The sequence below is a fragment of the Actinomadura sp. 6N118 genome, from assembly GCF_044326415.1.
GTDB lineage: Bacteria > Actinomycetota > Actinomycetes > Streptosporangiales > Streptosporangiaceae > Spirillospora.
Window position 1 is genome coordinate 39,827 of record NZ_JBIRAZ010000015.1, and the last position, 25,966, is coordinate 65,792.

A 25,966-nucleotide genomic window follows, 5' to 3' on the forward strand; every position below is an offset into this window, starting at 1 on the left:
TCGTTCTCAGAGGATTGACCTAGGAGGGACGGGCATGAGCCATGAGTATTCGCCGGCATGGCGGAAGCTCACGATCGTCATCCTGCGACCGCTGCTCTACGGGCTGCTCAAGCGGGACTGGCGTGGCCAACGGAACGTGCCCCGGGACGGCGGCCTGATCATCGCCGCCAACCACATCTCGGAGTCCGACCCGCTCGCCCTCGCCCATTTCGTCTACGAGTCCGGCCGCTACCCGGTCTATCTGGCCAAGTCGACGTTGTTCGATGTGAAGGTCCTCAGGGCCGTGCTGCGCGGGACCGGCCAGATCCCGGTCTACCGCGACAGTTCCGACGCCGCACTCGCCCTACGGGACGCCGAGCAGGCCCTCCGGGACGGCGAATGCCTGATGTTCTACCCCGAAGGCAGCTGCACCCGCGATCCCGAGCTGTGGCCGATGACCGGCCAGACCGGGGTGGCGCGGATGGCCCTCAAGACGGGCGCCAAGGTCGTGCCGGTGGCCAGCTGGGGCGCCCACGAGCTCCTCCCTTACAAGAAGGGGGAACCCCGGGGGCGGCGGGGCGAAGCCATGGGGGCGGAACACGGCGGCTTGCGTGGCAGGCTCAAGAAGGGGTTCCACCCGTTCCCGCGCAAGACCATGAAGGTGATCGCCGGGCCGCCGCTGGACCTGTCGAGGTTCGAGGGCGAGCCGCTCACCCGGACCGTGCTGCGCGAGGCCACCGACGAGATCATGCGCGCGATCGCCGACCTCCTCGGCGAGCTCCGAGAGCAGGAAGCGCCCAAGGAGTTGTACGACCACCACAAGGCCCAGGAGGAGCGCCGCAAGCTCCTGGCCAAGGCCGACGCCGACGCGAAGGCCGAGGCCGACGCCGCGAAGGTCGAAGCGGACACTGCGAAGGCCGACGCCGACGCGAAGGCCGAGGCCGACGCGAAGGCGCGGGCCGGGCAGGCCGTCCAGGCGCCGGGCGAGGAGCTCGGCGAAGGGCTCGGCTCCCACGAGGGCCGGCAGAACGATGGCACGGAGAGCGGGGCGACCTCGTGAGTGTTCGTACGGCCGTGATGGGCGCCGGCTCCTGGGGCACGGTCGTCGCCAAGCTGCTCCGCGACGCGGGCTGCGAGGTGACCTTGTGGGGGCGCCGCGCCGACATCGTGGACTCGGTCAACGAACGCCACGAGAACCCCGACTACCTGCCCGGGATCGAGCTGCCCGAGGGTCTCCGGGCCACCCTCGACCCGGCCGAGGCGCTGGCCGGGGCGGAGTTCGTGGCGCTCGCCGTGCCCGCCCAGACGCTCCGCGAGAACCTCTCCCAGTGGGTCCCCGACCTGCCGCCCGAGGCGGTCATGGTGAGCCTGATGAAGGGCATCGAGCTCGGCACGTGCCGCCGGATGTCGGAGGTCATCCAGGAGGTCGCCGACGTGCCCGAGGAGCGGGTGGCGGTGTTCTGCGGCCCCAACCTGGCTCGCGAGATCGCCACCGGGCAGCCGGGCGCCGCCGTCGCCGGATGCGTCGACGAGGGCAACGCGCAGCGGCTGCAGGCCGCCACGATGACCCCCTACTTCCGTACCTACACCTCCACCGACGTGATCGGCTGCGAGCTGGGCGGTGCGGTCAAGAACGTCGTCGCGCTGTGCGTGGGCATGTCGGTCGGGCTCGGCTTCGGCGACAGCACCCAGGCCCTGCTGATCACCCGCGGCCTCGCCGAGATCACCCGGCTCGGTGCGGCCCTCGGCGCCGACGAGCACACGTTCGCGGGGCTCGCCGGGATGGGCGACCTGGTCGGCACCTGCATGTCGCCGCTGTCGCGCAACCGCACGTTCGGCGAGAACCTCGGGCGCGGCATGACCCTGGAACAGGTCATCGCGGTCACCAAGCAGACGGCCGAGGGCGTGAAGTCCTGCGAGGCGGTGCTGGAGCTGGCCCGCAAGCACAACGTGGAGATGCCGATCACCGAGTCGGTGGCCGGCGTGCTCTACCACGGCATGCCGATCAAGGAGGCGGGTCTTTCGCTCATCTCGCGGTCTCCCAAGCCGGAGCGCTACGGGGTGTGACATGCTGTGAGCGATGCGTAGAGACACCCGCAGGCAGGGTGAGAACACCCGTGCCGTCCATCTGCCGTCGCCGCCCGTTCCGCAGCAGTCTCCGGTGGGCCTCCCCGTCTGGCGGACCAGCGCGTTCGCCTTCGCGGGAGCGGCGGAGCACGCCGACCTGGTGAGCGGCGGCACCGCCGGCCACCACCACGGCTGCGTGGCCAACCCGACCGCCGACGCGTTCGCCTCCGGCCTGGCCTCGCTGGAGGGCGCCGGGCTCAGCGGCGAACCCGTCGAGGGCCAGGCGTTCGGCTCCGGCATGGCCGCCGTCACCGCGGTCTTCCTCGCGTTCGCCCGCACCGGCGCCCACGTGGTCGCGCCCTCATCGGTGTACGCCGGGGTGCGCGACCTGCTGACCGGCACGCTCAACCGGTTCGGTGTCGACACGACGTTCGTCGACATGTCGGATGCGGACGCGGTGCTGGCCGCGATGCGTCCCACCACCCGGCTGGTATGGGCCGAGACGCTCAGCGAGGCCGGTCTGGGCGTGCCTCCGCTGCCGTTGCTGGCGGAGATCGCGCATGAGGGCGACGCGCTGTTCGCGGTCGACTCCACCCTCACGACGCCGGTCGTGTGCCGCCCGCTGGAGTACGGCGCCGACCTGGTCGTGCACTCGGCCTCCACGTTCATCGGCGGGCACGGCGACGCCACCGGGGGTGCGGTGATCGGCCGGCCCAAGCTGCTGGAGGCGGTACGCCGCGCCCGGGTCGAGACCGGCTCCGTGCTGGCGCCGGACGAGGCGTTCCTGCTGCGCCGCGGCCTGGAGACCCTGCCTGTCCGCGTACGGCGCCAGTGCGACACCGCCAACCTCTTCGCCGCCGCCGTTGCCGGGCACCCGGGCGTCCGCGCGGTGGAGTATCCGGGCCTGCCCGGCCACCCCGGGCATCAATCGGCCCGGAAGTTGTTCACCCGCGGCCCTGAGGGGACGCGCTTCGGCGCGATCGTCACCGTCGCCCCGCGCGGCGGGCGCGAGGCCGGGCTGGCCTTGGTCGACGCGCTGAGGCTGCCCATGGTCGCGACGTCCCTCGGCGGTACGCACACCACGGTGGCCCACGTCGCCTCGACCACGCACCATCGGCTCGACGAAGCGGGGCTGGCCGCTGCGGGCGTCGACCCGGCCGCGGTTCGCTTCTCCATCGGCCTGGAGGACGCCGACGACCTCGTCCGCGACGTGACCGAGGCCCTCGACACCATCAGCCGGGTCCTGCGCCCCACCGGTCCGCCCACGCCGCCCGGTCCGTCGAGCCCACCCGCCGGCCCGCCCGCGCCGCCGGGCGCCGCCGGTGCGCCTGCGCCGCCCGCGTCCCCCGCGTCCCCCGCGTCCCCCGCGTCCCCCGCGTCCCCCGCGCCGCCCGCGCCGCCCGCACAGGCTCCGCTCGTCGCCAAACCGCGCTGACCGCCGTGCCGGGGCGGCATTCCGGGTGCCGCCCCGCTGCCCCTCGTGGCCGATTCGTGCTGATCACCGGTAGGGTCGGCAATCATGTCCCAGGAGTCTTCAAAGATCCGCGTGGCCGTGGTGTTCGGCGGGCGCAGCTCGGAGCACAACATCTCGTGCGTGACCGCGGGCGCCGTGATGGCCGCCATCGACCGGGACCGGTACGAGGTGGTGCCGGTCGGCATCGCCCGCGACGGGCGCTGGGTGCTGCCCCCTGCCGACCTCCACCTCGCCATCGAGGACGGCCGGCTGCCCGAGGTCTCGGGCGAGGGCAGCGCGCTGGCCCTGCCGTTCGATCCCGAGAGCCGCGGCCTCATGATCGTGGAGCCGCTGAAGGCGTCCTCGGCGGCACTGGTCGACGTGGACGTGGTGCTCCCCTTGCTGCACGGCCCGTACGGCGAGGACGGCACCATCCAGGGACTGTTGGAGATCGCCGGGGTGCGTTACGTCGGCGCCGGGGTGCTGGCCAGCGCGGTCGGCATGGACAAGGGCTTCATGAAGCTCGTCTGGCAGGCACAGGGCCTGCCGATCGGCCCGTACGTGATCATCACCGACCGCGAGTGGCGGCGGGAGCGCAAGCGGAAGATCGACGAGGTCAAGGAGCTGGGCTGGCCCGTGTTCGTCAAGCCCGCCCGAGCCGGGTCGAGCATGGGGATCAGCCGGGTCGAGGCCGAGCCGGACCTGGAGGCCGCGATCGAGGCGGCCCGCGAACACGATCCCAAGGTCATCGTCGAGGCGGCCATCGTGGGCCGCGAGATCGAGCTGGGCGTGCTCCAGGGCCTGGACGACGGCCCGCCCGAGGCCAGCCTTCCGGCCGAGGTCGTAATGGGCTCCGGCGCCGACTTCTATGACTTCGAGACCAAGTACCTCGACAGCTCGCTGCGCCTGGACATCCCGCCGGACCTCGACCCGGCCGCCGTCGAGGAGGCGCAGCGCATCGCCGCCCAGGCGTTCGACGCGCTGGACTGCGAGGGACTGGCCCGCGTCGACTTCTTCTACACGGCCGACGGCAGGTGGATCCTCAACGAGATCAACACCATGCCCGGCTGCACCCCGACCTCGGCGTTCCCGCAGATGTGGGCCGCCTCCGGCCTGGACTACCCGGCGCTGGTCGACCGTCTCATCCAGACGGCGCTCCGGCGTTCCACCGGCCTGCGCTGAACGCGCGTTTCCTGAACGCGCCTCATCTGAACGCGCCCTGCCTGAAAGAGGGCGACCGGTTGCGGGATCACGTTGATCAGACGTGGTCCCGCAACCGGTCACCAGGGCTGCGGCATCCCCTCAGAACCGCAGCCAGCCCTGGTCGTCGAGCGTGGTGACGCTGGTCGCGCGGGCACCCTCGGACGAGATCGTCCATAGCGTGTCGCCCACGACCAGCGAACGCTGGATCTGTACGGGCACCTCGTAGCCCGTGTCCGGATGGCGTACCGTGCCGGCCTTGTCGATGCCCTGGGCGCCGACCTTGAGGACCAGCGCCTCGCCGCCACCCGTGGTGTGGCGTGACACCGGGATCACCGTGAGGCCGGACTTCGCCCAATAGAGGAACGCATGGGAGTCGAATTCCGTTGCCGAACTCGACTGGGGGAGCCGGAACGTGTCCACTCGCTTGGGTGCACCAGCGACGTCGAACAACGACACCTGCGTGCCGAGCGTCCGCCCCTTGGTGTCGGCGTCCTGGCCGACGCCGAGCAGCTTGCCGTCGGCGGTCGGGTGCAGGTAGGCGGAATACCCGGTGATCTTGAGCTCGCCGGTCGACCGCGGCTTGGTGGGATCGCTCAGATCCAGCACGTACAGCGGGTCGACCTGGCGGAATGTCACCACGTATCCCTTGGGCCCGATGAACCGTACCGAGTAGATCCGTTCGCCCTTGCCGAGCCCGCCGATCTCACCGACGGTCGTGAGCTTGGCCCCCTGCTGCGCGAGCACCCGTACGGTGCTCTCCGACCGCGGTGGCGCCGTCGATCCCGTTGGGGTGTCCGGGGAGCCCGGGGCGGTCATCGGCATGGTCGTCGTCGCGACCCGCAGATGACCCGCGTGCTCCGACAACGAGTACTGGTTGAGCAGGTCGCCCTGCACCGACCCGGAGGCCACGTACTTCGGCCGCCCCTGCCCGCGTACGTCGAACTTGTGGATGTCGGTGCGCTGATCGACCGGCTTCGGCGTCCTCCGGCCCCACGTGACGGACTGCGGGGGTGTCCCGGTGACATAGAGACTCGCGCCCGTTCCATAGACGGTCTGCCCGTCGGCCACCACGCCCGCCGGATCCGGATCGCCGAGTCCCTTGCCGAGATCCACGGTCAGCACGCTGAGCATCGTCGTGCCCGTGTACGAAGCGGGCCGGGTGACCTGGCCGCACGGCGTCGTGTAGGACTTGACGTCCGAACCGTTCCGTACCTCGAACTTCGGCAGCCACGCGCTGAGCGGGGCCTGCTGCACCAGCTGCCGGTTGCGCTCCACCGCCTTCTGCTCCGGCTGGCCCTGGTGGGGCTCGACCGGGAAGTCGATCCGGGGCCGCGACTTGACCACGATCCGCGCCACCGATCCGGTCTGCCGCGCGTCCACGTATTCGGTCTCCGACGTCATCGACCCCACGACCTTCGGAGTCCCCGCCAGATCGACCAGCGTGAGCCGCGTCTGCGAGCGCGTCCGCACCGGCTTGGGCATGTCCGTCCGCGGCATCACGTCGATCCCCTTGGGGGACTCGCGCGTCATCACCAGAACGCGGTCGCCGCTCAGCAACAACTGCGAGTCACCACCGCCGGGATACATCCCCGGCCCCCGCACCGGCAGGTCGAGCTTATGCGCGACCTTCCGGGTGGCCGGATCGATGACCTGCAGCTTGTTGCGCGAGATCACCACGATCCGGCGCCCATCCGTCTTGACCAGGTCGGGCTCGTCCGCTCCCGCCTCGTGCACGTTCGTCCCGGAATGCTCCTGCGGCTGCTGAACACCCTTGCCGGCCCGCCCGTCGGCCGCCTCCGGCGCGGGCAATGACCCGTCCGGCACCTTCAGCAGCGCGGGCCCATCCAGGCCCCACGGCGTCACCTGCTTGGCCGTCGCCGTCCGCAGTCCGTTCAGCAGCTCATCGCAGTTGTCATAGGCGACCAACCGCATGGGCGGCGCATCGACCGCCGCCGTACTCTTCGCGGAACCGTCACCCCCCGAGCAACCGGCCAACAGCAGCACGGACGCCACGGGCAGCGCGGGAACATATGCACGGGCACGCATTGCACTTAGACGCTGACTCTGACCCCGAGGTTCCCGCCCAAGCCAAACTTTTTTCGGCCCAGTGGAGGCAAGGATTGTCTTACTGGGCCGTAAGGGAGCGGAAATGGGTCTGAAACGCGGGGACCGGCAGGATCACTCATGTCGATGATCTCTGTGAGGAGTGGTTCACGTGGGGCTTTCGCTGGCGGTGCCCGGGCACGACCGGTGGCACCCGGAGATTCCAGGGGTGGCGGAGGTGATCACCGGCGGATCGGTGCGGCTGGAGTGCGAGGGCCGGAGGTTCGACGGGGAGCCCGTGTTGTGCGGGCCGATCGTGGTCGTGGGCGCCATGCCCGGTGACGTGATCGTGGTGGACGTGATGGCGGTCGGGCGCGCCGACGGTGTCTATTCGGCGGGCGGGCACCCGGGGATCATCGGGTGCGCGCCGGCGGAGGGCCGGGCGGGGGACGGCGGCGGCTTGCTCGGGCGGGTCACGCCGATGGACGCGGAGTACGTGCGGATCGCGGGTGAGGCCGTCCGGAGCGGGGAACGGGGCAGAGAGATCGGGGGGTGCTCGATCGCGCGGCTGGCGGCGGGGTCGCGGATCTTGCTGCCGGTGCTCGTTCGAGGGGCGAAGTTGTCGGTGGGCGACCTGCACTTCGGGGAATGCGGGGAGGCCGTTCCGGGGTGGATCGATCTGAGGGTGAACCTCACGCGGCAAGGGGTGGAGAGGTTCAGGGTGACGGGGCCGATGTTGATGCCCGACCCTGGGTGACCGGGAGGCGAGCACGCGCGGCCTGTCTGGCGGGCGGCCTGTCTCACGCGCGGCCTGTCTGGCGGGCGGAAGCGCGTTGAATGTCGCTTAAGGTGTCTGAATGATTGTTCGCCCGGCCACCGTCGATGACATCCCTGAGTTGACGCGCCTGCGTGAGCTGTTGTTCCACCGGCTGGCCGATTCGGACAACCCGGAACCCGCGTGGGAGTGGCGCGATCAATTCGCCATGGACATGAAAGAGCGGCTGGGCGGAGGGGCGCTCGGCGTCTTCGTGGTGGACGGGGACGACGGCGATCTGGCGGCGTGCGGGATCGGGGTCGTGCAATACCGGCTGCCCACTCCGTACCAGGCCAACGCCCTGGCAGGGTGCGTGCTGGGCATGGTGACGGATCCCGCTTACCGGGGGCAGGGATACGCGCGCCTCGTGATGAAGGAACTCCTCAAATGGTTCGAGGAGAACGACGTGGCCCGGGTCGAATTGCACGCGACGCCGGAGGCCGCGCCGTTGTACCGGTCTATGGGGTTCCGGGATCATCAGATCGCGTTGACCTGGCTCGCTCCTTAGCGATCAATCCGTCCACCTGGACGCTGAGTTTCGAGCCGAGCGGCCAGCCGATGTAGTGCGTCAGGAAAATGGCGATCTCGCGGAGTTCGGCGGGGGAGAGCTCGCCGTTCTGGAGGGCGGCGGGTATCTGGATGTCGAGGACGTCATTGAGTCCCTGACCCGCGAGCATGCCGATGAGGAGCAGCCGGCGGTCGCGCAGGGACAGGCCGGGCCGCGTCCAGATCTCGCCGAAGAGATGGTCCACGGTGATGCCGAAGAAGTCGCCGGGGGCGTCGCCGATCTCCCATCCGTACACCTGGCGCATCATGTCCAGGCCGCGTGCGCGCCGTTCATCCCTGTCGTTCAGCCGTTCATCCCTGTCATCCATCGGTGGGGTCCTCCAGGCCGAGGCCGGTGGCGAAGCGGGTGAGGGCCAGGCGGGCGAGGGGTGTGTCGACGGCGAGTTCGTCCGCGAGTTCGAGGGCGAGGGTGAGGTCCTTCTCGCCCAGGGCCCGGACGTGGCACAGGATGTCGTACAGCTCGTCGTCGGGCGCCAGGGGCGCCGTCGTCGAACGCAGCATGATGGAGCCGGCGCCTCCGGTGATGGCGTCGGAGTGGCGGACGGCGCGGGCGAGCTTGCGGAGCGAGACGCCGGAGGCCTCGGCCAGGCGCTGGGCCTCGGCCGCGGCGGTGAAGGCCACGAAGTGGAGCAGGTTGCGGGCCAGCTTGGTGCGGGTGCCCGCGCCGACCGGCCCCATGTGGAGGATCAGGTCGGCCCAGGACTCGAAGGGCTCCTTGCAGCGGGCGAACGCCTCGGCGGTCCCGCCGACCATGACGGCCAGGGTGCCGGCGTTCGCGCCCATGAAGCCGCCGGTGACGGGCGCGTCGACGATCTCGATGCCGTACGGCTGGGCGCGGTGGGAGAGGTCCTCGGCCGTACGGGCGCGGATGGTGGAGTGGATCGCCAGGACGGTGCCGGGGCGCGCGGACGCCAGGATCTCCGACGCGACCTCGTTCACCTGGTCGTCGTCGCGGACCATGACGGAGACGACGTCGGCGGCACGGGCGACCTCGGAGACGCTGGACGCCGCCTTCGCGCCCTTGTCGACGAGCGGGCGGAGGGCCTCGGTGCGCGTGTCGTAGACGATGAGCCCCTGGTCCGCGAGGTGCGCGGCCATCGGGGCGCCCATCTGACCGAGGCCGATGAATCCGTACATCATGAACGGAACACCTCGCCGCCGTCGACGTTGAAGATCTGTCCGGTGATCCAGGCCGCGTCGGACGACAGCAGGAAGAGGCACATGCCGACGAGGTCGTCGGGGGTGCCCATGCGTTTGAGCGCCATCTTGTCCCGGACGATCTTCTGGGACATGTTGCCGGGCACGACGGTGCGGTTGGCCTCGGTGTCGATGGGGCCGGGCGCGATCGCGTTGACGCGGATGTTCATGCTGCCCAGCTCGTGCGCGAGCTGCTGGGTGAGGCCGTTCACGCCGACCTTGGCCAGGCCGTAGAAGCCGGAGTACTGCCATGCCGCGGTGGACGACTGGTTGACGATCGCGCCTCCGCCGCGTTCCTGCATGGAGGGGTGGCAGGCACGGGCGCAGAGGAGGGCGCCGTCCATGTTCACCGCCATGAACTTCTTGTAGTAGTCCCAGTCGACGGTGAACAGGAAGTCCAGCTTCATGGTGCCGAAGATGGCGGCGTTGTTGACCAGGAAGTCGATGCCGCCGAAGCGTTCCGTGGCGGCGCCTGCCATGCCCTGGACGGACTCGGGGTCGGAGACGTCCGTACGCACGTACAGACCCTTGATGTCGTCGGCGACTTCCTGGCCGCGTTCGCTCAGGTCGGCGACCACCACCGAGGCGCCCTCGGCGGCGAGCGCCCGCGCATACGCCTCGCCGATGCCGCCCGCCGCGCCCGTGACGATCGCGACCTTGCCCTCGAACCTCATGCGACTCCTTCAGAGATGGCCTTGGTCTCCACGTACTCCTCGAACCCGGCCACGCCCATCTCCCGGCCGATGCCCGACTGCTTGTACCCGCCGAACGGCACGTCCGCCGCGTACCAGACACCGCCGTTCACACTGACCGTGCCGGTGCGCAGGCGCGCGGCGACGGCGCGCGCCCGGTCCAGGTCGGTGCCGTGCACCGCACCCGACAGCCCGTACGGGGAGTCGTTCGCGATCCGCACCGCGTCGTCGTCGCCGTCGTGCGGCAGGATCGCCAGCACCGGCCCGAAGATCTCCTCGCGGGCGGCGCGGCAGTCGTTCGTGAGACCGGTGATGAGCGTCGGCTCGATCCAGAAGCCGCGGTCGCGGTCCGCAGGACGTCCGCCGCCGCACGCGAACGAACCGCCCTCCTTGATGGCGAGCTCCAGGTAGCCCTCGATGCGCTCGCGCTGCCGCGCCGAGACGACAGGGCCACAAAGCGTCTTGTCGTCTTTTGGATCGCCCACGCCGATCCGCCGCAGTGACTTGGCGGTGATCTCCACAGCCTGGTCGTAGGCGGCGCGCGGCACCAACAAGCGCGTGGTGATGGCGCAGCCCTGCCCAGCATGAGTGGCGACGCTGAACGCGGCGTACGAGCAGGCGGCGCGCAGGTCGGCGTCGTCGAGCACGATGAACGCCGACTTGCCGCCGAGCTCAAGGAAGACCTTTTTCAACGTCTCCGCCGCGGTGGTCATGACAGCACGCCCCGTCGCGGTGGAGCCGGTGAACGAGACCAGGTCGACGCGCGGATCGCCTGCGAGCTGCGCGCCGAGCGCGTGGTCGGAGGAGGTGACGACGTTGACGACCCCTGCCGGGATGTCGGTCTCCTCCGCGATCAGTGTGCCGAGGAAGGCGGCGCACCAAGGGGTGTCGGGTGCGGGCTTGAGCACGACCGTGTTGCCGGCGGCGAGTGCCGGGCCGAGCTTGGCCAGGTTGATCTGATGGGGGAAGTTCCACGGGGTGATCGCGCCGACGACGCCCACCGGCTCCTTGACCACGCGCCGGTGGCTGGGGATGCCCATCGGCTCGGCCCGCCCCAGATCGGTGCTCCACTCGTACGACTCCGCCAGGTCGGCGAACCAGCCGAGGTCGGCCACCGGGGCGTCGAGCTGGGCCCCGAACGTGAGGAACCGGGGCGTGCCCACTTCGGCGATCGTCAGCTCGCGCAGTTCGCCTGCGTGGCGTTGGAGGGCGTCGCGCAACTGCCGCAGGCAGCGGACGCGCAGCGCGACGTCGGTCGCCCAGCCGGAGGAGTCGAAGGCCTGCCGGGCGGCGCCGATCGCCTCCTCCATGTCGGCGGCGGTCGCGTCGGCGGCCTCGCCGAGGATCTCTTCGGTCGCGGGATTGAGGGTCTCGAACGTGCCGCCCGAGCCGGGGACGAGGCGTCCGTTCACGAGCAAGCGATCGGTTGTTCTGGACACCTGTCCAGACTACAGTTCGGCTCATGAGCGAACGCAAGCCCCATGCGGACTATTCGGGCGAATTCGATCCAGACTTCAAGTTCGAAGACCTGTCCAAGGAGGCACTCGTCCGCCTGGTCCGCGAGTACGCCCTGATCGTGCACCTGCTCGACCGCTCCGCCCTGACTGCCGTGGGCCTGCGCTACGGCCAGAAGGTGGTCGAAGAGATCGCCATCGAGGAGTGGAAGGGAGCCAGCCCGATCTACACCGACCGCATCCGCGAGATCATGAAGATCGAGGGCGACGGCGTCTCGGCCATCTTTAAGGTGCTGCAACTCGACCCCGGGTTCGCCCAGCACTACATGGACGTCGAGTACGAGCTGATCTCGGAGACGCACGGCTTCTTCCAACTGCGCTCGTGCGGTGCGCTGCTCGATGTCGAACCGTTCGGTGAACGTTCCATCAAGGGCATGTGCCACACCATCGAGGACGGCACGTTCGACATCACCGCACAGGCCGTCAACCCCAAAGCGCGCATCCGGCCCGTGCACCGGCCGCCGCGCGTGCCCGCCGGCCGCGTGCCGCACTGCCGCTGGGAAGTCATCATCGACGACGACACCGAGGTGCTCCCAGAGGCCGACATCACCCGCATGACCCGCGGGACCACGGCCGCCCGGCACCGCTTCCCACCCATGCGCGATGGCACCCCGCACATCCCGGAGTAGTTCAACGCTGCACGATCACCAGTGCAACGGGCCACAGGCAGGCGACATGGAACGGCCCGTTCACCGCATGCGGTGAACGGGCCGTTGTGAGAGGTGGGAGCAGGGCTCAGTCGTCGTTAACTGAGGGTCACCCTGGCGTCCAGCGCCGAGTGCACGCCGGTGTGGAACCTGGTCGGCGCGCCGCCGCAGTCCTTGTAGGTCTTGGTGGGTCCCTTGGGGACGAACTTGACCTTGGCCCAGACGCACCGATTGTTGTTCTTGGTGTCGTTCAGGGGGTTCCCGACCACCCAGCGCTTGAACCCGAAGGCGCACTCCCGGTACCTCAGGGAACCGCCCTTGATCTTGATGGTCGTCCACTTGCTGCACCGCACTGCCGCCTTGCCCTGCTCGGCCGCGACCCCGGCCTGCTGGGCGACGGTGGCCGGACGCTCGGCCGGCGCGGCCGTGGTGGCGGCGGACGCGGTGCCCGCGCCCGTGAGGACGGCGGTGCCGATGGCGGCCCCTGCCGCCAGACTCGCCGGAATCCTCGCGATCTTCATGGTTACTCCTCCCCCGAGGGAGCGATCCCCCGGCTGACGCTTCCCCGTCTCGTACGGGGAAGCCGATGAGATCTTCAGCCGGAGCGGCGAGGAGAACACAGCCCCCTTTCAGGCGTGCTCAAAACCCTTGACCGGATGAGGACAGTCCCTGTGTCGGGCTGTGCCCGGGTTGGTCAGGTGAGTGCGATTTCGGCCTCGTGAGCTGTGGCGGCGCTCTCGTGCAGCGACCATTGGTCCAGCGCCGAGCGGCGGGCCGCCTGGAGGGCCTCCGGTGGGGTGGCGGCGATCTGGGCAGCGAGTGTGAGGGCGGTCGGCAACGCGTTTCCGGGGTCCACGACCTGGGTGACCAGCCCGTAGGTGAAAGCGTCGGCGGCGGAGAGGCGGCGGCCGGTGAGGATCAGCTCCATCGCCCGCCCGTGCCCGACGATGCGCGGGAGCCGGACCGTGGCCCCGTCGAGACAGGGCAGCCCGTTGCCCAGGTTGAGCAGCCCGAACTCGGCCGTCGTGGAGGCGATCCGGAGGTCGGCCCACAGGGCGAGTTCGAAGCCGCCGCCGAAGCAGTAGCCCTCGATCGCGGCCACGATCGGCTTGGTGGCAGGGCCGCGCGTCACCTGCATCGGGGGAGGACCCTCGGCCGTCGGGATCGGGAAGTCGCCGGCCGCGATCGCCTTCAGATCGTTGCCCGCGCAGAAGGTGCCGCCCGCGCCGGTGAGCACGGCGGCCCGCGCGCCGGGCTCGTTCTCGAACGCGGCGAAGGCGTCGCGCAGCTCCTCCGCCATGGGACCGTCCACGGCGTTCCGCCGTTCCGGGCGATCGATGGTGATGATCTGGACGCCGTCGCCGTCCTCGGTCCGTACGGGCATGCCCGACCTCCTGGAATATCTAGATCGATCGTCATACTAGATAGATCGATCTAGTGAGAACAAGGGCTAGGGTTGGCGGCATGGCGAACGACACCCGTCAGCGGTTGCTGGAGGCGAGTGCGCAGCTCTTCCGCGAGCAGGGGTACGCGGGGACCGGGCTCAAGCAGATCACGACGGCGGGCGGGGCGCCCTGGGGGTCGCTCTACCACTTCTTCCCTGGCGGCAAGGAGCAGCTGGGTGCCGAGGCGATCGCTCACTCCGGCGCACGCTACGAGCGGCTCTTCGAGCTGACCTTCGCGCGCGCGGGCGAGGACGTCGTCCAGTGCGTCCGCGACTTCTTCCAGCTCAGCGTGGACGCCCTGGAGCAGTCCGGCTGGGCCGACGGGTGCCCGATCGCCACGGTGGCGATGGAGGTGGCAAGCACCAGCGAGCCGCTGCGGCACGCGTGCGCCGAGGTGTTCGCGTCGTGGGAGGCGGCCTTCGCGCGTGGTCTGGCGGGGGCGGGGATTCCGCGCGAACGGGCGGCGGAGCTCGCCACCTACGCGCTGGCGGCGTTCGAGGGAGCCATCGTTCTCAGCCGCACGGCGCACGACACCCGGGCGCTGCGGATCACGGCTGACCTGGTTGCCACGACCTTGCGGGCGGAGTTGCCCGACGCGTGACCAGGGTCACGGATGGAGCCGTTGTTCGTTGACATCGGTCGATGTAACGTCCTGGACTGATTGTCAATAAGCCCTTCGCTTTCCCAGCCCACCCGGGGGAGGCCGCGATGACCGCGCAGCTCAGCGAGCCCGAGAACATCGTTCTCCAGGCCCGTGACGTCACGTTCGACTGGTCCGGGGTCCCGTTGCACTGGATCCCGGGCGACCCCGTCGCCACGCACCTCATCAACGTGCTGCATCTTCTGCTGCCCGCGGGCGAGGACTGGTTCGTCAAGGTCTTCAAGGAGGCCCTCCCGTACGTCAAGGACGACAGGCTCCGCGAGGACGTGCTCGGTTTCATCGGCCAGGAGGCCATGCATGCCGGTTCGCATGATGGGGTCCTCGACCACTTCGCCGAGCAGGGGCTCGACGTGCGCCCGTTCGTACGTCAGGTGGAGTTCATCTTCGACGGGCTCCTCGGCGACCGGAACCTGACCGGCGAACGCGCGCAGGCCTGGTTGTTCGAACGCGTCGCCATCATCGCCGCGATCGAGCACTTCACCGGCGTGCTCGGCGACTGGGTCCTCAACGCCGTGGCGCTGGACGAGGCGGGCGCCGACCCGACGATGATGGACCTGCTGCGCTGGCACGGCGCCGAGGAGGTCGAGCACCGGCATGTGGCGCACGACCTCTACATGCACCTGGACGGCTCGTACGGCAACCGCGTCCGCGCGATGACCGAGACGATCACGATGCTGCTGACCCTCTGGCAGCGCGGGCATCGCTTCCTGATGGCCCGCGACCCGCTGGTGAGGGGCCGGATCAAGGGCGGCCTGCACCATCTGCGGCGCACCGGCCCGGCGGGCCTCACGCCGCCCGGCCGGCTGCTCGTCCCGTCGATCATGCGGTATCTGAGGCGTTCCTACAGCCCGCTGAACGAAGGCTCGACCAGCCAGGCACTGGCCTATCTCGCCTCGTCCCCGGCCGCGCAGGCGGCGCTGCGGTGACGGGCCAGGGCTCCGGGCGGACGGCGACGAGCCAGAGCGCCGGCCAGATCCCGCCTGACCTGCGAGGCCACCGGTCCCGTGATCCGTTCTGGGTGGCGGTCAGCGCGCTGTTCAACGGCATCCAACGGGTGCGTTCGCTGCGTACCCCGGTGATCCCGTACATCCGGCCGGTCGATCGCAGCCTCACCCTGGTCGTCCGGGAGACGCGGCAGGAGGCGGCGGACGTGGTCAGCCTCCGCCTGGGTGCACCCGACGGGGGTGTGCTGCCGACGTGGCAGCCCGGTTGCCACCTCGACCTGCTCCTTCCCTCGGGCAGGCGGCGGCAGTATTCGCTGTGCGGAGACCCTGCCGACCGGCGTTCCTACCGCATCGCGGTGCGGCGGCTGCCCGACGGTGGCGGCGGATCGATCGAGATCCACGACGAGCTCATCGAAGGCCGTACGGTCACAGTGCAGGGTCCTCGCAACGCCTTCCCGTTCCTGGCGAGCGAGTCCTATCTCTTCCTGGCCGGAGGCATCGGCATCACCCCGATCCTGCCGATGGTCAAAGCGGCGGAACGGGCCGGCGCCGATTGGCGACTTGTCTACACTGGCCGCTCCCGCGAGACCCTGCCGTTCCTGGACGAGCTCGCGGGCCTGCCGCCGAGCCGGATCGTGATCCGGACCGACGACGAGCACGGCGTGCCCGGCTCCGCGGACCTCCTCCGCGACGCCGGCGCCGGCACCGCCGTCTACTGCTGCGGCCCCGCGCCCATGATCGACGTTGTCCGCGCCGCGTTCTCCGCCGGCACCCTGCACGTTGAACGGTTCGCACCGGCACCCATCGTCGACGGCCGCCCGTTCACGGTCGAACTCGCCCGTACCGGCACGACCATCGGTGTCCCCGCCGGGCAGTCCGCGCTGGAGGCCATCAAGGCCGAGCTGCCCTCCGTCGCGTACTCCTGCAGGCAAGGTTTCTGCGGCACGTGCCGCGTCCGGGTCCTCGACGGCACTGTCGACCAGCGCGCGGCCAGCGACCATGGCGACGACTCGATGCTCATCTGCGTCTCCCGCACCCAGGGCGGCCATCTCACGCTGGACCTTTGATCGCCCCACCGAGTCCGCCCTGGATATGCGACGCTTGGGAGGATTTCAGTCCTGCCCTCGAGGAGAAGACCGTGCCGGAGACGTCCCATCTCGATCTGCCGTCGCGCATCGGCCCGTACCGGGTGATGAGCCGGCTGGGCGAGGGCGGCATGGGAGTCGTCTACCTCGGCGTCGACGAGTCCGACCACAAGGTCGCCATCAAGGTGATCCGCCGCGAGTACGCAGCCAACCCCCAGTACCGGGCGCGCTTCGAGTCCGAGGTCTCCGCGGCCCAGCGCGTGCGGCCGTTCTGCACCGCCCCCGTCCTCGACGCCGACCCCAAGGCCGACCCGCCGTACCTGGTCACCGAGTACGTCAGCGGTTCCAGCCTGGCCGCAGCCGTCGACCGCCAGGGCCCGCTGCGCGGCGCCGACCTCGAGGCGCTCGCCGTCGGCATGGCCTCCGCGCTGACCGCGATCCACGACGCGGGCGTGGTGCACCGCGACCTCAAGCCCGCGAACGTGCTGCTCTCCCCGTACGGCCCGCGCGTGATCGACTTCGGCATCGCCCGCGCGGACGACATGACCAGGCTCACCGCGACCGGCGGCCTCGTCGGCACGCCCGCGTTCATGGCCCCCGAACAGCTCAACGGCACGCCTGCCAGCGCCGCCTCGGACGTCTTCGCCTGGGGCGCCACCGTCGCCTACGCCGCCCGCGGTACGACGTGCTTCACCGGCAACTCGATCCCGGCGATGATCCACCAGATCGTCAGCGGCGAGCCCGACCTGCGCGGCCTCCAGGGAACCGTCCTCGACGTCGTCCGGGCCGCCCTGACCAAGGACCCCGCCAAGCGCCCCACCGCGCAACGGCTCCTGGAACGCCTGGTCTCCAGCTCCTCCACCCGTTCCACCCAGGAACAACCCGAAGCCCCCAGCACCGCACCGCCGTTCCCCCCGCCGCAGCCCCTCTTGCCGCCGCCCGCGGTGGGCACGGACCAGTCCGCTGCCCTGGTCGAACGGCAATACCGTGAGGCCGCCGAAGCGGGCGACACCGCAGCCATGTACAACCTCGGCGTCCTGCTGAGCTGGCGGGGGCAGACCGCCGAAGCCGACTACTGGTACCGCCGCGCGTCCGCCACCCAACCCAGCTACGCGTATCAGCCGACGTACCAACAGGCCTACACCACGTCACCCGCCGCCCAGCAGCCGCGCTACAACCACTTGGCCCTCTACGCGATCGTGCTCGGCCTGGTCGGCATCATCACCTGCGGTCTGCCCTCCATCCCGGCGATCATCACGGGACACATGGCTTGGCGGCAGATCGGCCGCACCCAGGAACGCGGCCTCGGCCTGGCCGCGACAGGCCTCGCCCTCGGCTACCTGATGGTCGCGTTCTGGCTGCTCATCGCGTTCGGTGCGGCCCTCCCCGACGAGGACCCGAGCACCCAGCTGCCCACCCCCGCCGCGACATGACAACGGGCCCCGGCGATCGCCGGGGCCCGCCATCAGAGTGTTACTTCACGCGAACGATCTTGCTGGGGACCGGCTTCCGCTTGAGCTTGTCGAAGACCAGGAACTTCTGCGCGTAGACCGGGGTCTTCGCGCCCACCTTGAACGAGATCGGCTTGACCGCGCCCTTCTTGACCCGGCCGTCGGCCTTGTAGGTCTTGATGGCCACGAGCTTCTTGGTCTTCGGGTCGAGCTTGTAGAAGACGACCTTCGCCGAGCCGACCTTGCTGGCGTCCAGGACATAGCCGGAGACCACGGCGGTCTTCTTGACCACGCGCCAGTGACCCGCGCTCTTGATGCTCGCGGGCTGGATGGTGCGCTTGCCCGCCTTGTTGAGGCTCCACTTGCCCTTCGTCGCCGGCTTGCGGTCGGCGCTGGCGGCCGGAGCCGTCACGCCCACCGCAAGGGCTGCGGCGGTGACCACGATCGCTGCCTTACGCATGCGAACTCCTTCTATTCAGGTTGGTAAGCAAGGAAACACCCCGGAAACCGGGGCCGTGATCAACGTAACCAGTCCACTACAGCGATTCGCCGGATTGCGGCCGAATGTTGCGTATGTCATTCCGAGACCGTTCGATCACAAGCAGTCGCGCCCCTGTGATAAATCCGTTGCGGTGATCGTCAGCCTCCTGGCACCATGGACATCGTCAGGCCGTCCAAGGAGACGATGAGAGGAGGACCGGCCATGGAGCAGTACCTATATCGACTGCCCTGGGCGTCGCTCGCCCGCCAAGGCCGGTATCCCGCCTGACCTTCGCCGAGTGACGCCGCACGTTCCATGCGGCTCTACCCCAACGGCAAGAGGGACCTCGCTCAGACCGAGGACGTTCCGGGTTCGAATCCCGGGAGCCGCACGCATGCCCCCGTAGTCCAACGGTAGAGACGGCAGCATGAGGTGCTGTGCGATGCAGGTTCGAATCCTGCCGGGGGTACGACGCGAGCCAAAGAGCTCGCCCCAGGGGCGGCGCCGAAGTTCGGAGAGTCGGGACCGGCTGTAACCCGGTTGCCTCGCGCTGAGTGGGTTCGAATCCCACCCGCCCCACCATCACGCCCGGGGGAGTGGGAAGTCCATTGGCGGGGCCGGCACGCCTCCGCGTAGGTCTTCCATTCGTTTGCGCAGGTCTTTCATGCGGTCGCGGAGCTTGTCGAAGTCCGGCGGGTCGGTGATGTGGGTGGCGGTACGGGTGTCACCGTCTCTCGGGCCGCCGATCATGACGGTGTCGCCGACCTTGACGGACTCCTTGCGGATAGTGGTGTCGGAGGTGAGGGCCCAGGTCCAGGTGGTGCCGTCCGAACTGTGCACTGTGATGGACGAGTCCGATTTCTGGGTGACCGTGCCGGTCTGCCACGTGTAGACGCGGGTCTTGCCGTCGGCGTCTCTCATGACCGACTCGCCGTGCACCACGGCTGGGGGTTCGGCGGGCGCTTGGACCGGGGCGGGCGATGGGTCGGCGGCGGATGCTGCGGCGGCGCCAGTGCCCAGGGCTCCGATTGCCACGGCTGCTCCGGCTAGCAGGATGAGCGGTTTCATCTTGGTCCTTCCGTTGGCCTGTTGCCGGAATCGTGCTTTGGCGCGGCTAACACGGAGGTAACACGCTTCACGTTATTCAGGAGTTATGCCGGGGCCGTGATGCTTGGGCTGACGGAGGTCGTGATGCGGGTTTTGGTTGTGGAGGACCAGGCGGATCTGGTGGAGATCCTCCTTGAAGGGTTGCGCGCGGCGGGGATGGCGGTGGATTCGGCGTTCGGGGGTGTTCAGGCACTGGAGTTGCTCGCGGTGAACGAGTACGACGTGGTGGTGCTCGACCGGGATCTGCCCGACGTTCACGGCGACGAGGTGTGCCGGGAGCTGATCGAGAGTGCGGCGCTGACCCGGGTGTTGATGCTCACTGCCGCCGGCGCGGTCGATGACCGGGTCGAGGGGTTGAGCATCGGGGCCGACGACTATCTGGCCAAACCGTTCGACTTCGCGGAGCTGGTGGCCCGGATCAGGGCGCTGGGCCGGCGGGCGCGGCCTCCGATTCCGCCGGTGCTGGTCGACGGTGATCTCGTGATGGACACCGCGCGGCGGGTGGCGACGCGGGGTGGGCGGCCGTTGCCGCTGACGGCGAAGGAGTTCGGTGTGCTGGAGGTCTTGCTGGGGGCGGACGGCGCGGTCGTCACCTCAGAGCAGCTGCTCGAACGGGTTTGGGACGAGCACACCGATCCGTTCACCAACACCGTCCGGGTCACGATGATGCGGTTGCGCCGGAAGCTCGGTGAGCCCGGTGTTGTGGCGACACTGCCGGGCGTCGGCTACCGGATCGCCCGCTGATGAGCATCCGGCTGCGGTTGACCGCGCTCTACGGCGGGTTGTTCGTGGCGGTGGGGGCGTTGCTCGTCGCCATCACGTACGGCTTGTTCGCGAGCAGGTTGAAGGCGGCGGGGCCGCGTGTGCCTGATCTTGGGCGGCTGCCGGGCCCGCCGTTCGGGCGGGAGGGCTTGGGAGATCCGCAGCGGGTGCTCGACGAGGCGCTCGCGCGGCAGCGGGACGAGGCGCTCGACCAGCTCCTCACCCAGTCGCTCGTCGCGCTGGCGATCGTGTCGGTGATCGCGGTCGTGCTGGGCTGGATGGTGGCCGGTCACGCGCTGCGGCCGCTGCGGGAGATCACCGCGACCGCGCGCCGGTTGTCGACCGACAATCTGGATGAACGCATCGAGCTGGGCGGGCCCCGCGACGAGATCAAGGAGCTGGCCGACACGTTCGACGCCATGCTCGCCCGGCTTGCCGCCGCGTTCGAGGCGCAGCGGCGGTTCGTCGCAAACGCCTCGCACGAGCTGCGGACGCCGCTGACCGTCCAGCGCGCTGCCGTGGACGTGGCGCTCGCCGATCCGGAGCCGTCGCTGCGTTCGCTGACGGCCATGGCGGTACGGATCCGCGCCGCGACCCAACGGCACGAGCGCCTCATCGCCAGTCTTTTGACGCTCGCCCGCAGCGAACGAGGTGTCGAGCACTACGAGGACGTTGATTTCGCCGAGACCGTGCAGACCGTTCTTGTCGGGACGAACACGCGGGATCTGAAGGTCGTTCCCCGGCTGCGGCCTGCCCATGTGCGCGGCGATCCGGCGTTGCTCGAACGGCTGGCCGTCAACCTGCTGGACAACGCCGTCCGCCACAACACGCCCGACGGATGGATCGAGCTCAGCGTCCGTTCCGAGGAGGGGGTGGTGACTTTGCGCGTCGCCAACAGCGGCCCCGTCGTGCCCCAGGAGGTCGAGATGCTCTTCGAGCCGTTCCGCAGGCGGCGATCGGCTGGCGGGCATGGGCTCGGCCTCTCCATCGTCGCCGCCATCGCCGCAGCTCACGGCGGTACCCACGCGGCGTTCGCCCGTCCCGAAGGCGGCCTTGAGGTCACCGTCAGCCTCCCGGCGCATGTTCCCGGTCGAGCGACCGCCCATCTGCTCGCGGCAGGGGTTTCGGCTCGTTCTCAACCAGGGTGAGGATGCATGCGACGGCGAGCAGCATCCCGGCGATCGCGCCGAACATGTGGACCAGAGTGCTGAAACCGTTCGTTCCGCCGCTGAACAGACCCCACGAGAAGAGATGTCCAGCGCCGACCCACGCCGCTGCCACCGCTCCCACCATCCGCCCGGAGCCGCGGCGGTGGACCAAGGCCAGGGCACCCAGCGCGCCCGCGAAGGCCAGCGGCCCGCCGATGGCGACGAACGTCTTCTGCGCAGCCGTCTCGAACCTCGGGTCGCCGCCCAGGTCGCCGCCGCTGAACGCCCACACGATCTGCATCACGCCGACCACCGCGGCGACCAGCGCCGCCCCGTTCACGAACAACACCTGAACCGAACGCGTCGCCCCCGGCCGGAGATCCCTGGCCGCCATGCGGAACACCTGCGGCCAGCGCGCCCGGGCGTGCAGCACGAACGCCCCCATCAGAGTGATCGCCTGGATGGTGAAGCCGCCGTAGACCACGGCGAACACCCAGCCGGCCATGTCGCCGGTGTCCTCGTTGTCCGGCAGCGGCGAGCCGCCGGCGACCGCCTGAACGGCCATCCCTAGCGGGAGACCCAGCACGATCGGCGCGTAACAGAACGCCAGCCGGACGTTCCAGAAACGCCGGTCGGCGGTGTGGGGCAAGATCGTCATGGGTCCCAGGCTCGCCGCGTGGCCTCCGCCCTGCCTCCCGCCCGGAGGGGAACCTCCTCCCCTCCACGGGGGAGGAGGTTCACGGGGCGTTCGTCGTCGCTGAGAGCTCGCCGTTCTGGTTCTCACCCCAGGCGAAGAGATAGCGGGAGCCAGGTACGGGGGCGACCCGGAGGTAGCCGGAGATGGGGACCTGCACGGCGGTCCAGGTCTTGCCCACCAGGCGGTAGAGGGTGCTGTTGCCGGCGGCCCAGTACGTGCCGTCGCCCGCCACGACGGGGTTGGCCGGAATGGACGTGGCGGGATCGCTGAGCTCATCCCATGAAGAGCCGTTCCAGCGCAGCTGGTGGTGGATGGTGCTGTTCCGCTTCCTGAACTGGATCACTGGCCCTTCGAGGTCGTAGATGGAGTGGTCCCAGGTGCCCCGGTAGGCGTCAGGGACGGGGACCGCCACCCACGCGGTGCCGGTCCAGCGGTGAACGATCGGCAGGCCGTCGTCGGTGCCCGTACGGGAAACGGCCCACATCCCGTCGGTGGTGGCGGCGTAGTAGTGGTCGGCCGAGTAGTGGAGGTCGCCCGGCAGCCGCTCGAAGGTGGTCCAGGAACTGCCGTTCCAGTGAGAGATCTTGTCCTCGTTGAACACGTACAGGTCTCCGTTGGCCGCCTGCTGGACGAAGTTGATGTGCCGGCCGCCCAGTGAATGCGATGTCCACGTACCGTCGGCGAAGCGGTGGAGGGCGGTACGGTCGCGGAGCCAGAGGCCCTTCGCGTCGGCCCACATCTCCGCGCTCACCAGAGTCGACGGCGAGGTGACCTGGCTCCATTTCGTGCCGTCCCAATGGGCCAGATATGCGGTGCGGTCCCGGTAACCGACGAAACCGGAAGCCCAGACGTTATCCGGGGTGACGGCCTCGACATTGGTGATCTCACCCTCCCCGCTGATGCCGGGCGGGGAGTGGCTCTTCCAGGACGTCCCGGTCCACTGCTGGAGCAGCGGCTTGGCGCCGATGTCAACCAGCGTGATGGGCGGGCGGATCAGGTCTCCGGGGATGCCGACGTACACCTTGCCCTGGCCGCCGGCGGCCCAGGCCTCCTTGGCGCCGACAGGCTCCACGTCCCTGAAGTTGCGGTCCGGCCAGGACCAGTTGAGCGGGGCCGGACGCCATACGTCGTCCGCATGCGCGGCGCTCGCCGAGCCGACTGCCGTCACCACCACCACCGACGCCGCCGCCGTGAGTGTGCCAGTAAATACTGTCATGATTCGCATGGTGGTCAGTGTCGGGCATGCGGAGGTGGAGATCCAGACCTCATTCCGCCCGATCGGCATGGGCTCCACCGGCCATTAACACGAAGTTCATTCGCGGTCACGCTCCGCTGGTCCGCGCGTTCGCGCAGGTCATTGATCGTCGGTGTGGTGATCTCACGAACGTGATCCATGCAGCTGGGCAAGTCGTGACATTTGCCCGCAAACTGCGCAATGCGACCGTCCCTTCTGACCCGCCGTCCCCGCACATGACCGGGGTCCCCCTCCCGGCCGGGGCGCGGGCAGAAGGAGAGACTCGTGAAACGAGTCACGGCATTCGCGCTGTCCACGGTGACAGCGCTCTGTCTCACCGCCGGACTGGCAACGCCGGCGGACGCCACCCCGCCCAACATCCCCTCCGCGAGCACCGCCGCGTCCGAGCTGGCGGCGCTCACGGTCGCGGCCGAGTCACACGAATCCACCTACGACCGCGACCTGTTCCCGCACTGGGTCACGATCTCCGGCGCCTGCAACACCCGCGAGACCGTGCTCAAGCGCGACGGCGTCAACGTCGTCGTGAACTCCAGCTGTGCCGCGACGTCCGGCAGATGGTCGTCTCCCTATGACGGCGCCACCTGGACCGCCGCGTCCGACGTCGACATCGACCACATGGTCGCCCTCGCCGAGGCCTGGCGTTCGGGTGCGTGGGCATGGACGACGTCCAAGCGCCAGTCGTTCGCCAACGACCTCACGAACGCCCAGCTCTGGGCGGTCACCGACAACGTCAACCAGGCCAAGGGCGACAAGGACGCGGCCGAGTGGAAGCCGCCGCTCACCTCGTTCCACTGCACCTACGCCAGGGCGTTCATCGATGTGAAGTACGAGTGGGGCCTCTCGGTCGACAGCGCCGAGAAGTCGGCGCTGAGCAGCATGCTCGGCCGCTGCTGACTCTCCCGTTCGACGGCCGCCGCCCCGCACGGGGCGGCGGCCGCCGGGACGCGACTCTGGGAAGATCGTGGCCAACGAGCGCGAGGAGTGCGTATGGAGAACTCGTCGATCACCACGGGGCTGCGGCATGCCTTCAGTTACGAGGTGCCTCCGAACCGGACCGTGCCACATCTGTACCCGGAGGCGCCCGAGTTCGTGCCGATGCCGGAGGTGTTCGCGACGGGCTTCCTGGTCGGGCTGCTGGAGTGGACGTGCGTGCAGTTGCTCAAACCGCACCTGGACTGGCCGGCCGAGCAGAGCGTCGGAACCCATATCTCGATCTCGCATGAGGCCGCGACGCCGCCTGGCTTGGTGGTGACCGCCGAAGTCGAGCTGACGGAGGTCGACGGTCGCCGGTTGCGGTTCGAGGTGCGGGCGCACGACGGTGTCGACACCATCGCGCGGGGTACGCATGAGCGGTTCCTGATCGACACCGAACGGTTCGTGCAACGCGCGGCCGCCAAGGCGCAATGAGATCCGCCGACATTCTCGTCGGCACATCATGTGATTGCGGATAGAACGAGGCGTCGCGCGCTGCCGGTACGCTCGCCGGGATGAGAGCGCCGGCGCAGAAGGCCACGGACACCCCGGACACCTCGGAGGCCTCACCTCGGGGATTCGCCGTTCTGCTGGCCGTCGCCAACCTGGGGTTGTGGATCCCGCTGATCCCGCCCGTCCTGGTGACGCTGCACCTTCGGCTGGAAGATCTCGACGCGGCGAACAAGGAACGCAACGCGGGCATCGTGCTGGGCGTCGGCGCGTTCCTCGCCCTGGTGGGCAACCCGCTCGCTGGACGGTTGTCGGATCGTACGGCTTCCCGCTTCGGCCGCCGCCGTCCCTGGCTCATCGGTGGCATGGCCGGCGGCACGGCCGGGATCGCCGTCGTCGCGCTGGTGCCGTCACTGCCCGCGATCCTGCTGGGCTGGTGCCTGGCACAACTCTCGTTCAACGCCACGCTGGCCGCGCTCGCCGCGACCATCCCCGACCATGTGCCGGTGGAACGGCGCGGTTCCATGTCGGGCATCCTCGGCTTCAGCCAGATCATCGCCATCGCCGCCGGTGTGGGCCTCGTCGCGGCACTGCCGGGCATCGCGGCGAAGTTCCTGGTGCCCGCCGTCCTCGGCACGGTGCTCGTCACCACGTTCGCCCTGCTGCTGCCCGACCGCCGCCTCGCCGAGCCTGCCACGCCCTTCTCGCTCCGGGAATTCGCCGGCACGTTCTGGGTGAACCCCCGCAACCACCCCGACTTCGGCTATGCCTGGCTCACCCGCTTCCTGGTCTCATTCGGTGTGTTCGCGCCTCTGACCTACCTGGCGTTCTTCCTGCCCGACCGTGTCGGCATCGCTGAGGACGACGTGGACAAGACAGTGGCGCTGCTGGTCGTCATCGCCCTCGGCTGCACCGCGGTCACCTCGGTCCTGGGCGGCTGGCTCTCCGACAGGGCCGGGCGCCGCAAACCGTTCGTGATCGGGTCCGGCGTCGTGCTGGCCGCCGGCATCGGCCTGCTGGCCCCCGCGACGAGCCTGCCCCAGGTGATCGCCGCTCAGATCGTCCTCGGCATCGCGGGCGGCATGTTCCTCGCCGTGGACATGGCCTTGATCACCCAGGTGCTGCCCGATCCGGAGACCACGGCCAAGGACCTGGGCGTCATCAACATCGCCAACACCCTGCCGCAGTCGCTCGCCCCCGCCGCCGCGCCCCTCTTCCTGGCCATCGGCGACGACAAGAACTACCCGGCCTTCTACGGCTTCGCCGCCCTCTGCGCCTTGGCCGGAGCCGTCTTCGTCACCCGCATCAAAGGCGTCCGCTGACCGCCAACCC

Annotated in this window: 27 protein-coding genes and 3 tRNA genes; 19 read left to right on the plus strand and 11 right to left on the minus strand. The window is 69.6% G+C overall.

Annotated features, from left to right (window positions below):
• Nucleotides 1–34: 34 nt before the first annotated feature.
• The 4 genes from ACH34W_RS33915 (at nucleotide 35) to ACH34W_RS33930 (ending at nucleotide 4,681) form a co-directional block, all read left to right on the plus strand.
• Nucleotides 35–1,039 (plus strand): lysophospholipid acyltransferase family protein, encoded by a 1,005-nt coding sequence (locus ACH34W_RS33915; RefSeq protein WP_395965231.1) that lies wholly within the window; start codon nucleotides 35–37, stop codon nucleotides 1,037–1,039.
• A gap of 17 nt (nucleotides 1,040–1,056) precedes the next feature.
• Nucleotides 1,057–2,046 (plus strand): NAD(P)H-dependent glycerol-3-phosphate dehydrogenase, encoded by a 990-nt coding sequence (locus ACH34W_RS33920; protein ID WP_395965471.1) that lies wholly within the window; start codon nucleotides 1,057–1,059, stop codon nucleotides 2,044–2,046.
• Nucleotides 2,047–2,059: 13 nt separating this feature from the next.
• Nucleotides 2,060–3,481, plus strand: coding sequence for a trans-sulfuration enzyme family protein (locus ACH34W_RS33925; protein WP_395965232.1), 1,422 nt, complete (start codon nucleotides 2,060–2,062; stop codon nucleotides 3,479–3,481).
• Between the two features lie 84 nt (nucleotides 3,482–3,565).
• Nucleotides 3,566–4,681 carry a D-alanine--D-alanine ligase family protein gene (locus ACH34W_RS33930; protein WP_395965233.1) on the plus strand — a complete coding sequence of 372 codons (1,116 nt, stop codon included), beginning with the start codon at nucleotides 3,566–3,568 and terminating at the stop codon, nucleotides 4,679–4,681.
• A gap of 120 nt (nucleotides 4,682–4,801) precedes the next feature.
• On the opposite strand, the gene ACH34W_RS33935 is transcribed toward ACH34W_RS33930, so the two are convergent.
• Nucleotides 4,802–6,634, minus strand: a complete 1,833-nt coding sequence (locus tag ACH34W_RS33935; RefSeq protein ID WP_395965234.1) for a beta-propeller domain-containing protein — start codon at nucleotides 6,632–6,634, stop codon at nucleotides 4,802–4,804.
• Nucleotides 6,635–6,917: 283 nt separating this feature from the next.
• On the opposite strand from ACH34W_RS33935, the gene ACH34W_RS33940 reads away from it, so the two are divergent.
• Together ACH34W_RS33940 and ACH34W_RS33945 are read left to right on the plus strand one after the other, a co-directional pair.
• Complete coding sequence (locus ACH34W_RS33940; protein WP_395965235.1) at nucleotides 6,918–7,502, plus strand: acetamidase/formamidase family protein; 585 nt, start codon at nucleotides 6,918–6,920, stop codon at nucleotides 7,500–7,502.
• Between the two features lie 100 nt (nucleotides 7,503–7,602).
• Complete coding sequence (locus ACH34W_RS33945; protein ID WP_395965236.1) at nucleotides 7,603–8,067, plus strand: GNAT family N-acetyltransferase; 465 nt, start codon at nucleotides 7,603–7,605, stop codon at nucleotides 8,065–8,067.
• On the opposite strand, the gene ACH34W_RS33950 is transcribed toward ACH34W_RS33945, so the two are convergent.
• Genes ACH34W_RS33950 through ACH34W_RS33965 form a run of 4 tightly spaced genes read right to left on the minus strand, consistent with a single transcriptional unit; the run spans nucleotide 8,018 to nucleotide 11,454 of the window.
• The gene (locus ACH34W_RS33950; protein WP_395965237.1) at nucleotides 8,018–8,434 is read right to left on the minus strand and encodes a carboxymuconolactone decarboxylase family protein; all 417 of its coding nucleotides are present in this window, start codon (nucleotides 8,432–8,434) and stop codon (nucleotides 8,018–8,020) included. The genes ACH34W_RS33945 and ACH34W_RS33950 overlap by 50 nt on opposite strands.
• Nucleotides 8,427–9,266 carry an NAD(P)-dependent oxidoreductase gene (locus ACH34W_RS33955; RefSeq protein ID WP_395965238.1) on the minus strand — a complete coding sequence of 280 codons (840 nt, stop codon included), beginning with the start codon at nucleotides 9,264–9,266 and terminating at the stop codon, nucleotides 8,427–8,429. The genes ACH34W_RS33950 and ACH34W_RS33955 overlap by 8 nt, the downstream gene beginning before the upstream one ends.
• Nucleotides 9,263–9,997, minus strand: coding sequence for an SDR family oxidoreductase (locus ACH34W_RS33960; protein ID WP_395965239.1), 735 nt, complete (start codon nucleotides 9,995–9,997; stop codon nucleotides 9,263–9,265). The genes ACH34W_RS33955 and ACH34W_RS33960 overlap by 4 nt, the downstream gene beginning before the upstream one ends.
• The gene (locus tag ACH34W_RS33965; RefSeq protein WP_395965240.1) at nucleotides 9,994–11,454 is read right to left on the minus strand and encodes an aldehyde dehydrogenase; all 1,461 of its coding nucleotides are present in this window, start codon (nucleotides 11,452–11,454) and stop codon (nucleotides 9,994–9,996) included. The genes ACH34W_RS33960 and ACH34W_RS33965 overlap by 4 nt, the downstream gene beginning before the upstream one ends.
• A 23-nt stretch (nucleotides 11,455–11,477) precedes the next feature.
• On the opposite strand from ACH34W_RS33965, the gene ACH34W_RS33970 reads away from it, so the two are divergent.
• Entirely contained in the window at nucleotides 11,478–12,158 is a 681-nt protein-coding gene (locus tag ACH34W_RS33970; protein WP_395965241.1) for a hypothetical protein, read from the plus strand.
• 116 nt (nucleotides 12,159–12,274) lie between these two features.
• On the opposite strand, the gene ACH34W_RS33975 is transcribed toward ACH34W_RS33970, so the two are convergent.
• Nucleotides 12,275–12,697, minus strand: a complete 423-nt coding sequence (locus ACH34W_RS33975; RefSeq protein WP_395965242.1) for a hypothetical protein — start codon at nucleotides 12,695–12,697, stop codon at nucleotides 12,275–12,277.
• Nucleotides 12,698–12,870: 173 nt separating this feature from the next.
• Nucleotides 12,871–13,560, minus strand: coding sequence for an enoyl-CoA hydratase-related protein (locus tag ACH34W_RS33980; protein ID WP_395965243.1), 690 nt, complete (start codon nucleotides 13,558–13,560; stop codon nucleotides 12,871–12,873).
• 80 nt (nucleotides 13,561–13,640) lie between these two features.
• On the opposite strand from ACH34W_RS33980, the gene ACH34W_RS33985 reads away from it, so the two are divergent.
• The 4 genes from ACH34W_RS33985 (at nucleotide 13,641) to ACH34W_RS34000 (ending at nucleotide 17,744) form a co-directional block, all read left to right on the plus strand.
• Entirely contained in the window at nucleotides 13,641–14,222 is a 582-nt protein-coding gene (locus ACH34W_RS33985; protein ID WP_395965244.1) for a TetR/AcrR family transcriptional regulator, read from the plus strand.
• A 107-nt stretch (nucleotides 14,223–14,329) separates the two neighbouring features.
• The gene (locus ACH34W_RS33990; protein WP_395965245.1) at nucleotides 14,330–15,208 is read left to right on the plus strand and encodes a metal-dependent hydrolase; all 879 of its coding nucleotides are present in this window, start codon (nucleotides 14,330–14,332) and stop codon (nucleotides 15,206–15,208) included.
• A complete protein-coding gene (locus ACH34W_RS33995) occupies nucleotides 15,205–16,293 on the plus strand; it encodes a PDR/VanB family oxidoreductase (protein ID WP_395965246.1) in 1,089 nt (362 codons plus the stop codon). Before ACH34W_RS33990 ends, ACH34W_RS33995 begins: the two co-directional genes overlap by 4 nt.
• Before the next feature lie 71 nt (nucleotides 16,294–16,364).
• Nucleotides 16,365–17,744, plus strand: coding sequence for a protein kinase (locus ACH34W_RS34000; RefSeq protein ID WP_395965247.1), 1,380 nt, complete (start codon nucleotides 16,365–16,367; stop codon nucleotides 17,742–17,744).
• Nucleotides 17,745–17,784: 40 nt separating this feature from the next.
• Here the strand turns inward: ACH34W_RS34000 and ACH34W_RS34005 are convergent, their stop codons facing one another.
• On the minus strand, nucleotides 17,785–18,222 hold the full coding sequence (locus tag ACH34W_RS34005) for a hypothetical protein (protein WP_395965248.1): 438 nt from the start codon (nucleotides 18,220–18,222) through the stop codon (nucleotides 17,785–17,787).
• 338 nt (nucleotides 18,223–18,560) lie between these two features.
• On the opposite strand from ACH34W_RS34005, the gene ACH34W_RS34010 reads away from it, so the two are divergent.
• The 3 genes from ACH34W_RS34010 to ACH34W_RS34020 all read left to right on the plus strand — a co-directional run bounded on the left by ACH34W_RS34010 (nucleotide 18,561) and on the right by ACH34W_RS34020 (nucleotide 18,825).
• Nucleotides 18,561–18,634, plus strand: a tRNA-Leu gene (locus ACH34W_RS34010).
• 5 nt (nucleotides 18,635–18,639) lie between these two features.
• Nucleotides 18,640–18,712, plus strand: a tRNA-Leu gene (locus ACH34W_RS34015).
• A gap of 26 nt (nucleotides 18,713–18,738) precedes the next feature.
• Nucleotides 18,739–18,825 (plus strand) — tRNA-Tyr (locus tag ACH34W_RS34020).
• On the opposite strand, the gene ACH34W_RS34025 is transcribed toward ACH34W_RS34020, so the two are convergent.
• The gene (locus ACH34W_RS34025; protein WP_395965249.1) at nucleotides 18,826–19,311 is read right to left on the minus strand and encodes a hypothetical protein; all 486 of its coding nucleotides are present in this window, start codon (nucleotides 19,309–19,311) and stop codon (nucleotides 18,826–18,828) included.
• A gap of 123 nt (nucleotides 19,312–19,434) precedes the next feature.
• Here ACH34W_RS34025 and ACH34W_RS34030 point away from each other — a divergent pair, with 123 nt between their 5' ends.
• Complete coding sequence (locus ACH34W_RS34030) at nucleotides 19,435–20,094, plus strand: response regulator transcription factor (protein ID WP_395965250.1); 660 nt, start codon at nucleotides 19,435–19,437, stop codon at nucleotides 20,092–20,094.
• Nucleotides 20,094–21,260, plus strand: a complete 1,167-nt coding sequence (locus ACH34W_RS34035) for a sensor histidine kinase (protein ID WP_395965251.1) — start codon at nucleotides 20,094–20,096, stop codon at nucleotides 21,258–21,260. The genes ACH34W_RS34030 and ACH34W_RS34035 overlap by 1 nt, the downstream gene beginning before the upstream one ends.
• Here the strand turns inward: ACH34W_RS34035 and ACH34W_RS34040 are convergent.
• Nucleotides 21,178–21,918 carry a hypothetical protein gene (locus ACH34W_RS34040; RefSeq protein WP_395965252.1) on the minus strand — a complete coding sequence of 247 codons (741 nt, stop codon included), beginning with the start codon at nucleotides 21,916–21,918 and terminating at the stop codon, nucleotides 21,178–21,180. The genes ACH34W_RS34035 and ACH34W_RS34040 overlap by 83 nt on opposite strands.
• A 79-nt stretch (nucleotides 21,919–21,997) precedes the next feature.
• Nucleotides 21,998–23,173 carry a hypothetical protein gene (locus ACH34W_RS34045; RefSeq protein WP_395965253.1) on the minus strand — a complete coding sequence of 392 codons (1,176 nt, stop codon included), beginning with the start codon at nucleotides 23,171–23,173 and terminating at the stop codon, nucleotides 21,998–22,000.
• A 303-nt stretch (nucleotides 23,174–23,476) separates the two neighbouring features.
• On the opposite strand from ACH34W_RS34045, the gene ACH34W_RS34050 reads away from it, so the two are divergent.
• The 3 genes from ACH34W_RS34050 to ACH34W_RS34060 all read left to right on the plus strand — a co-directional run bounded on the left by ACH34W_RS34050 (nucleotide 23,477) and on the right by ACH34W_RS34060 (nucleotide 25,956).
• Nucleotides 23,477–24,106 (plus strand): HNH endonuclease family protein, encoded by a 630-nt coding sequence (locus ACH34W_RS34050; protein ID WP_395965254.1) that lies wholly within the window; start codon nucleotides 23,477–23,479, stop codon nucleotides 24,104–24,106.
• 93 nt (nucleotides 24,107–24,199) lie between these two features.
• Nucleotides 24,200–24,619: a thioesterase family protein gene (locus tag ACH34W_RS34055; RefSeq protein ID WP_395965255.1), complete on the plus strand. Its 420-nt coding sequence runs from the start codon at nucleotides 24,200–24,202 to the stop codon at nucleotides 24,617–24,619.
• A gap of 80 nt (nucleotides 24,620–24,699) precedes the next feature.
• The gene (locus ACH34W_RS34060; protein WP_395965256.1) at nucleotides 24,700–25,956 is read left to right on the plus strand and encodes an MFS transporter; all 1,257 of its coding nucleotides are present in this window, start codon (nucleotides 24,700–24,702) and stop codon (nucleotides 25,954–25,956) included.
• Nucleotides 25,957–25,966 lie beyond the last annotated feature (10 nt).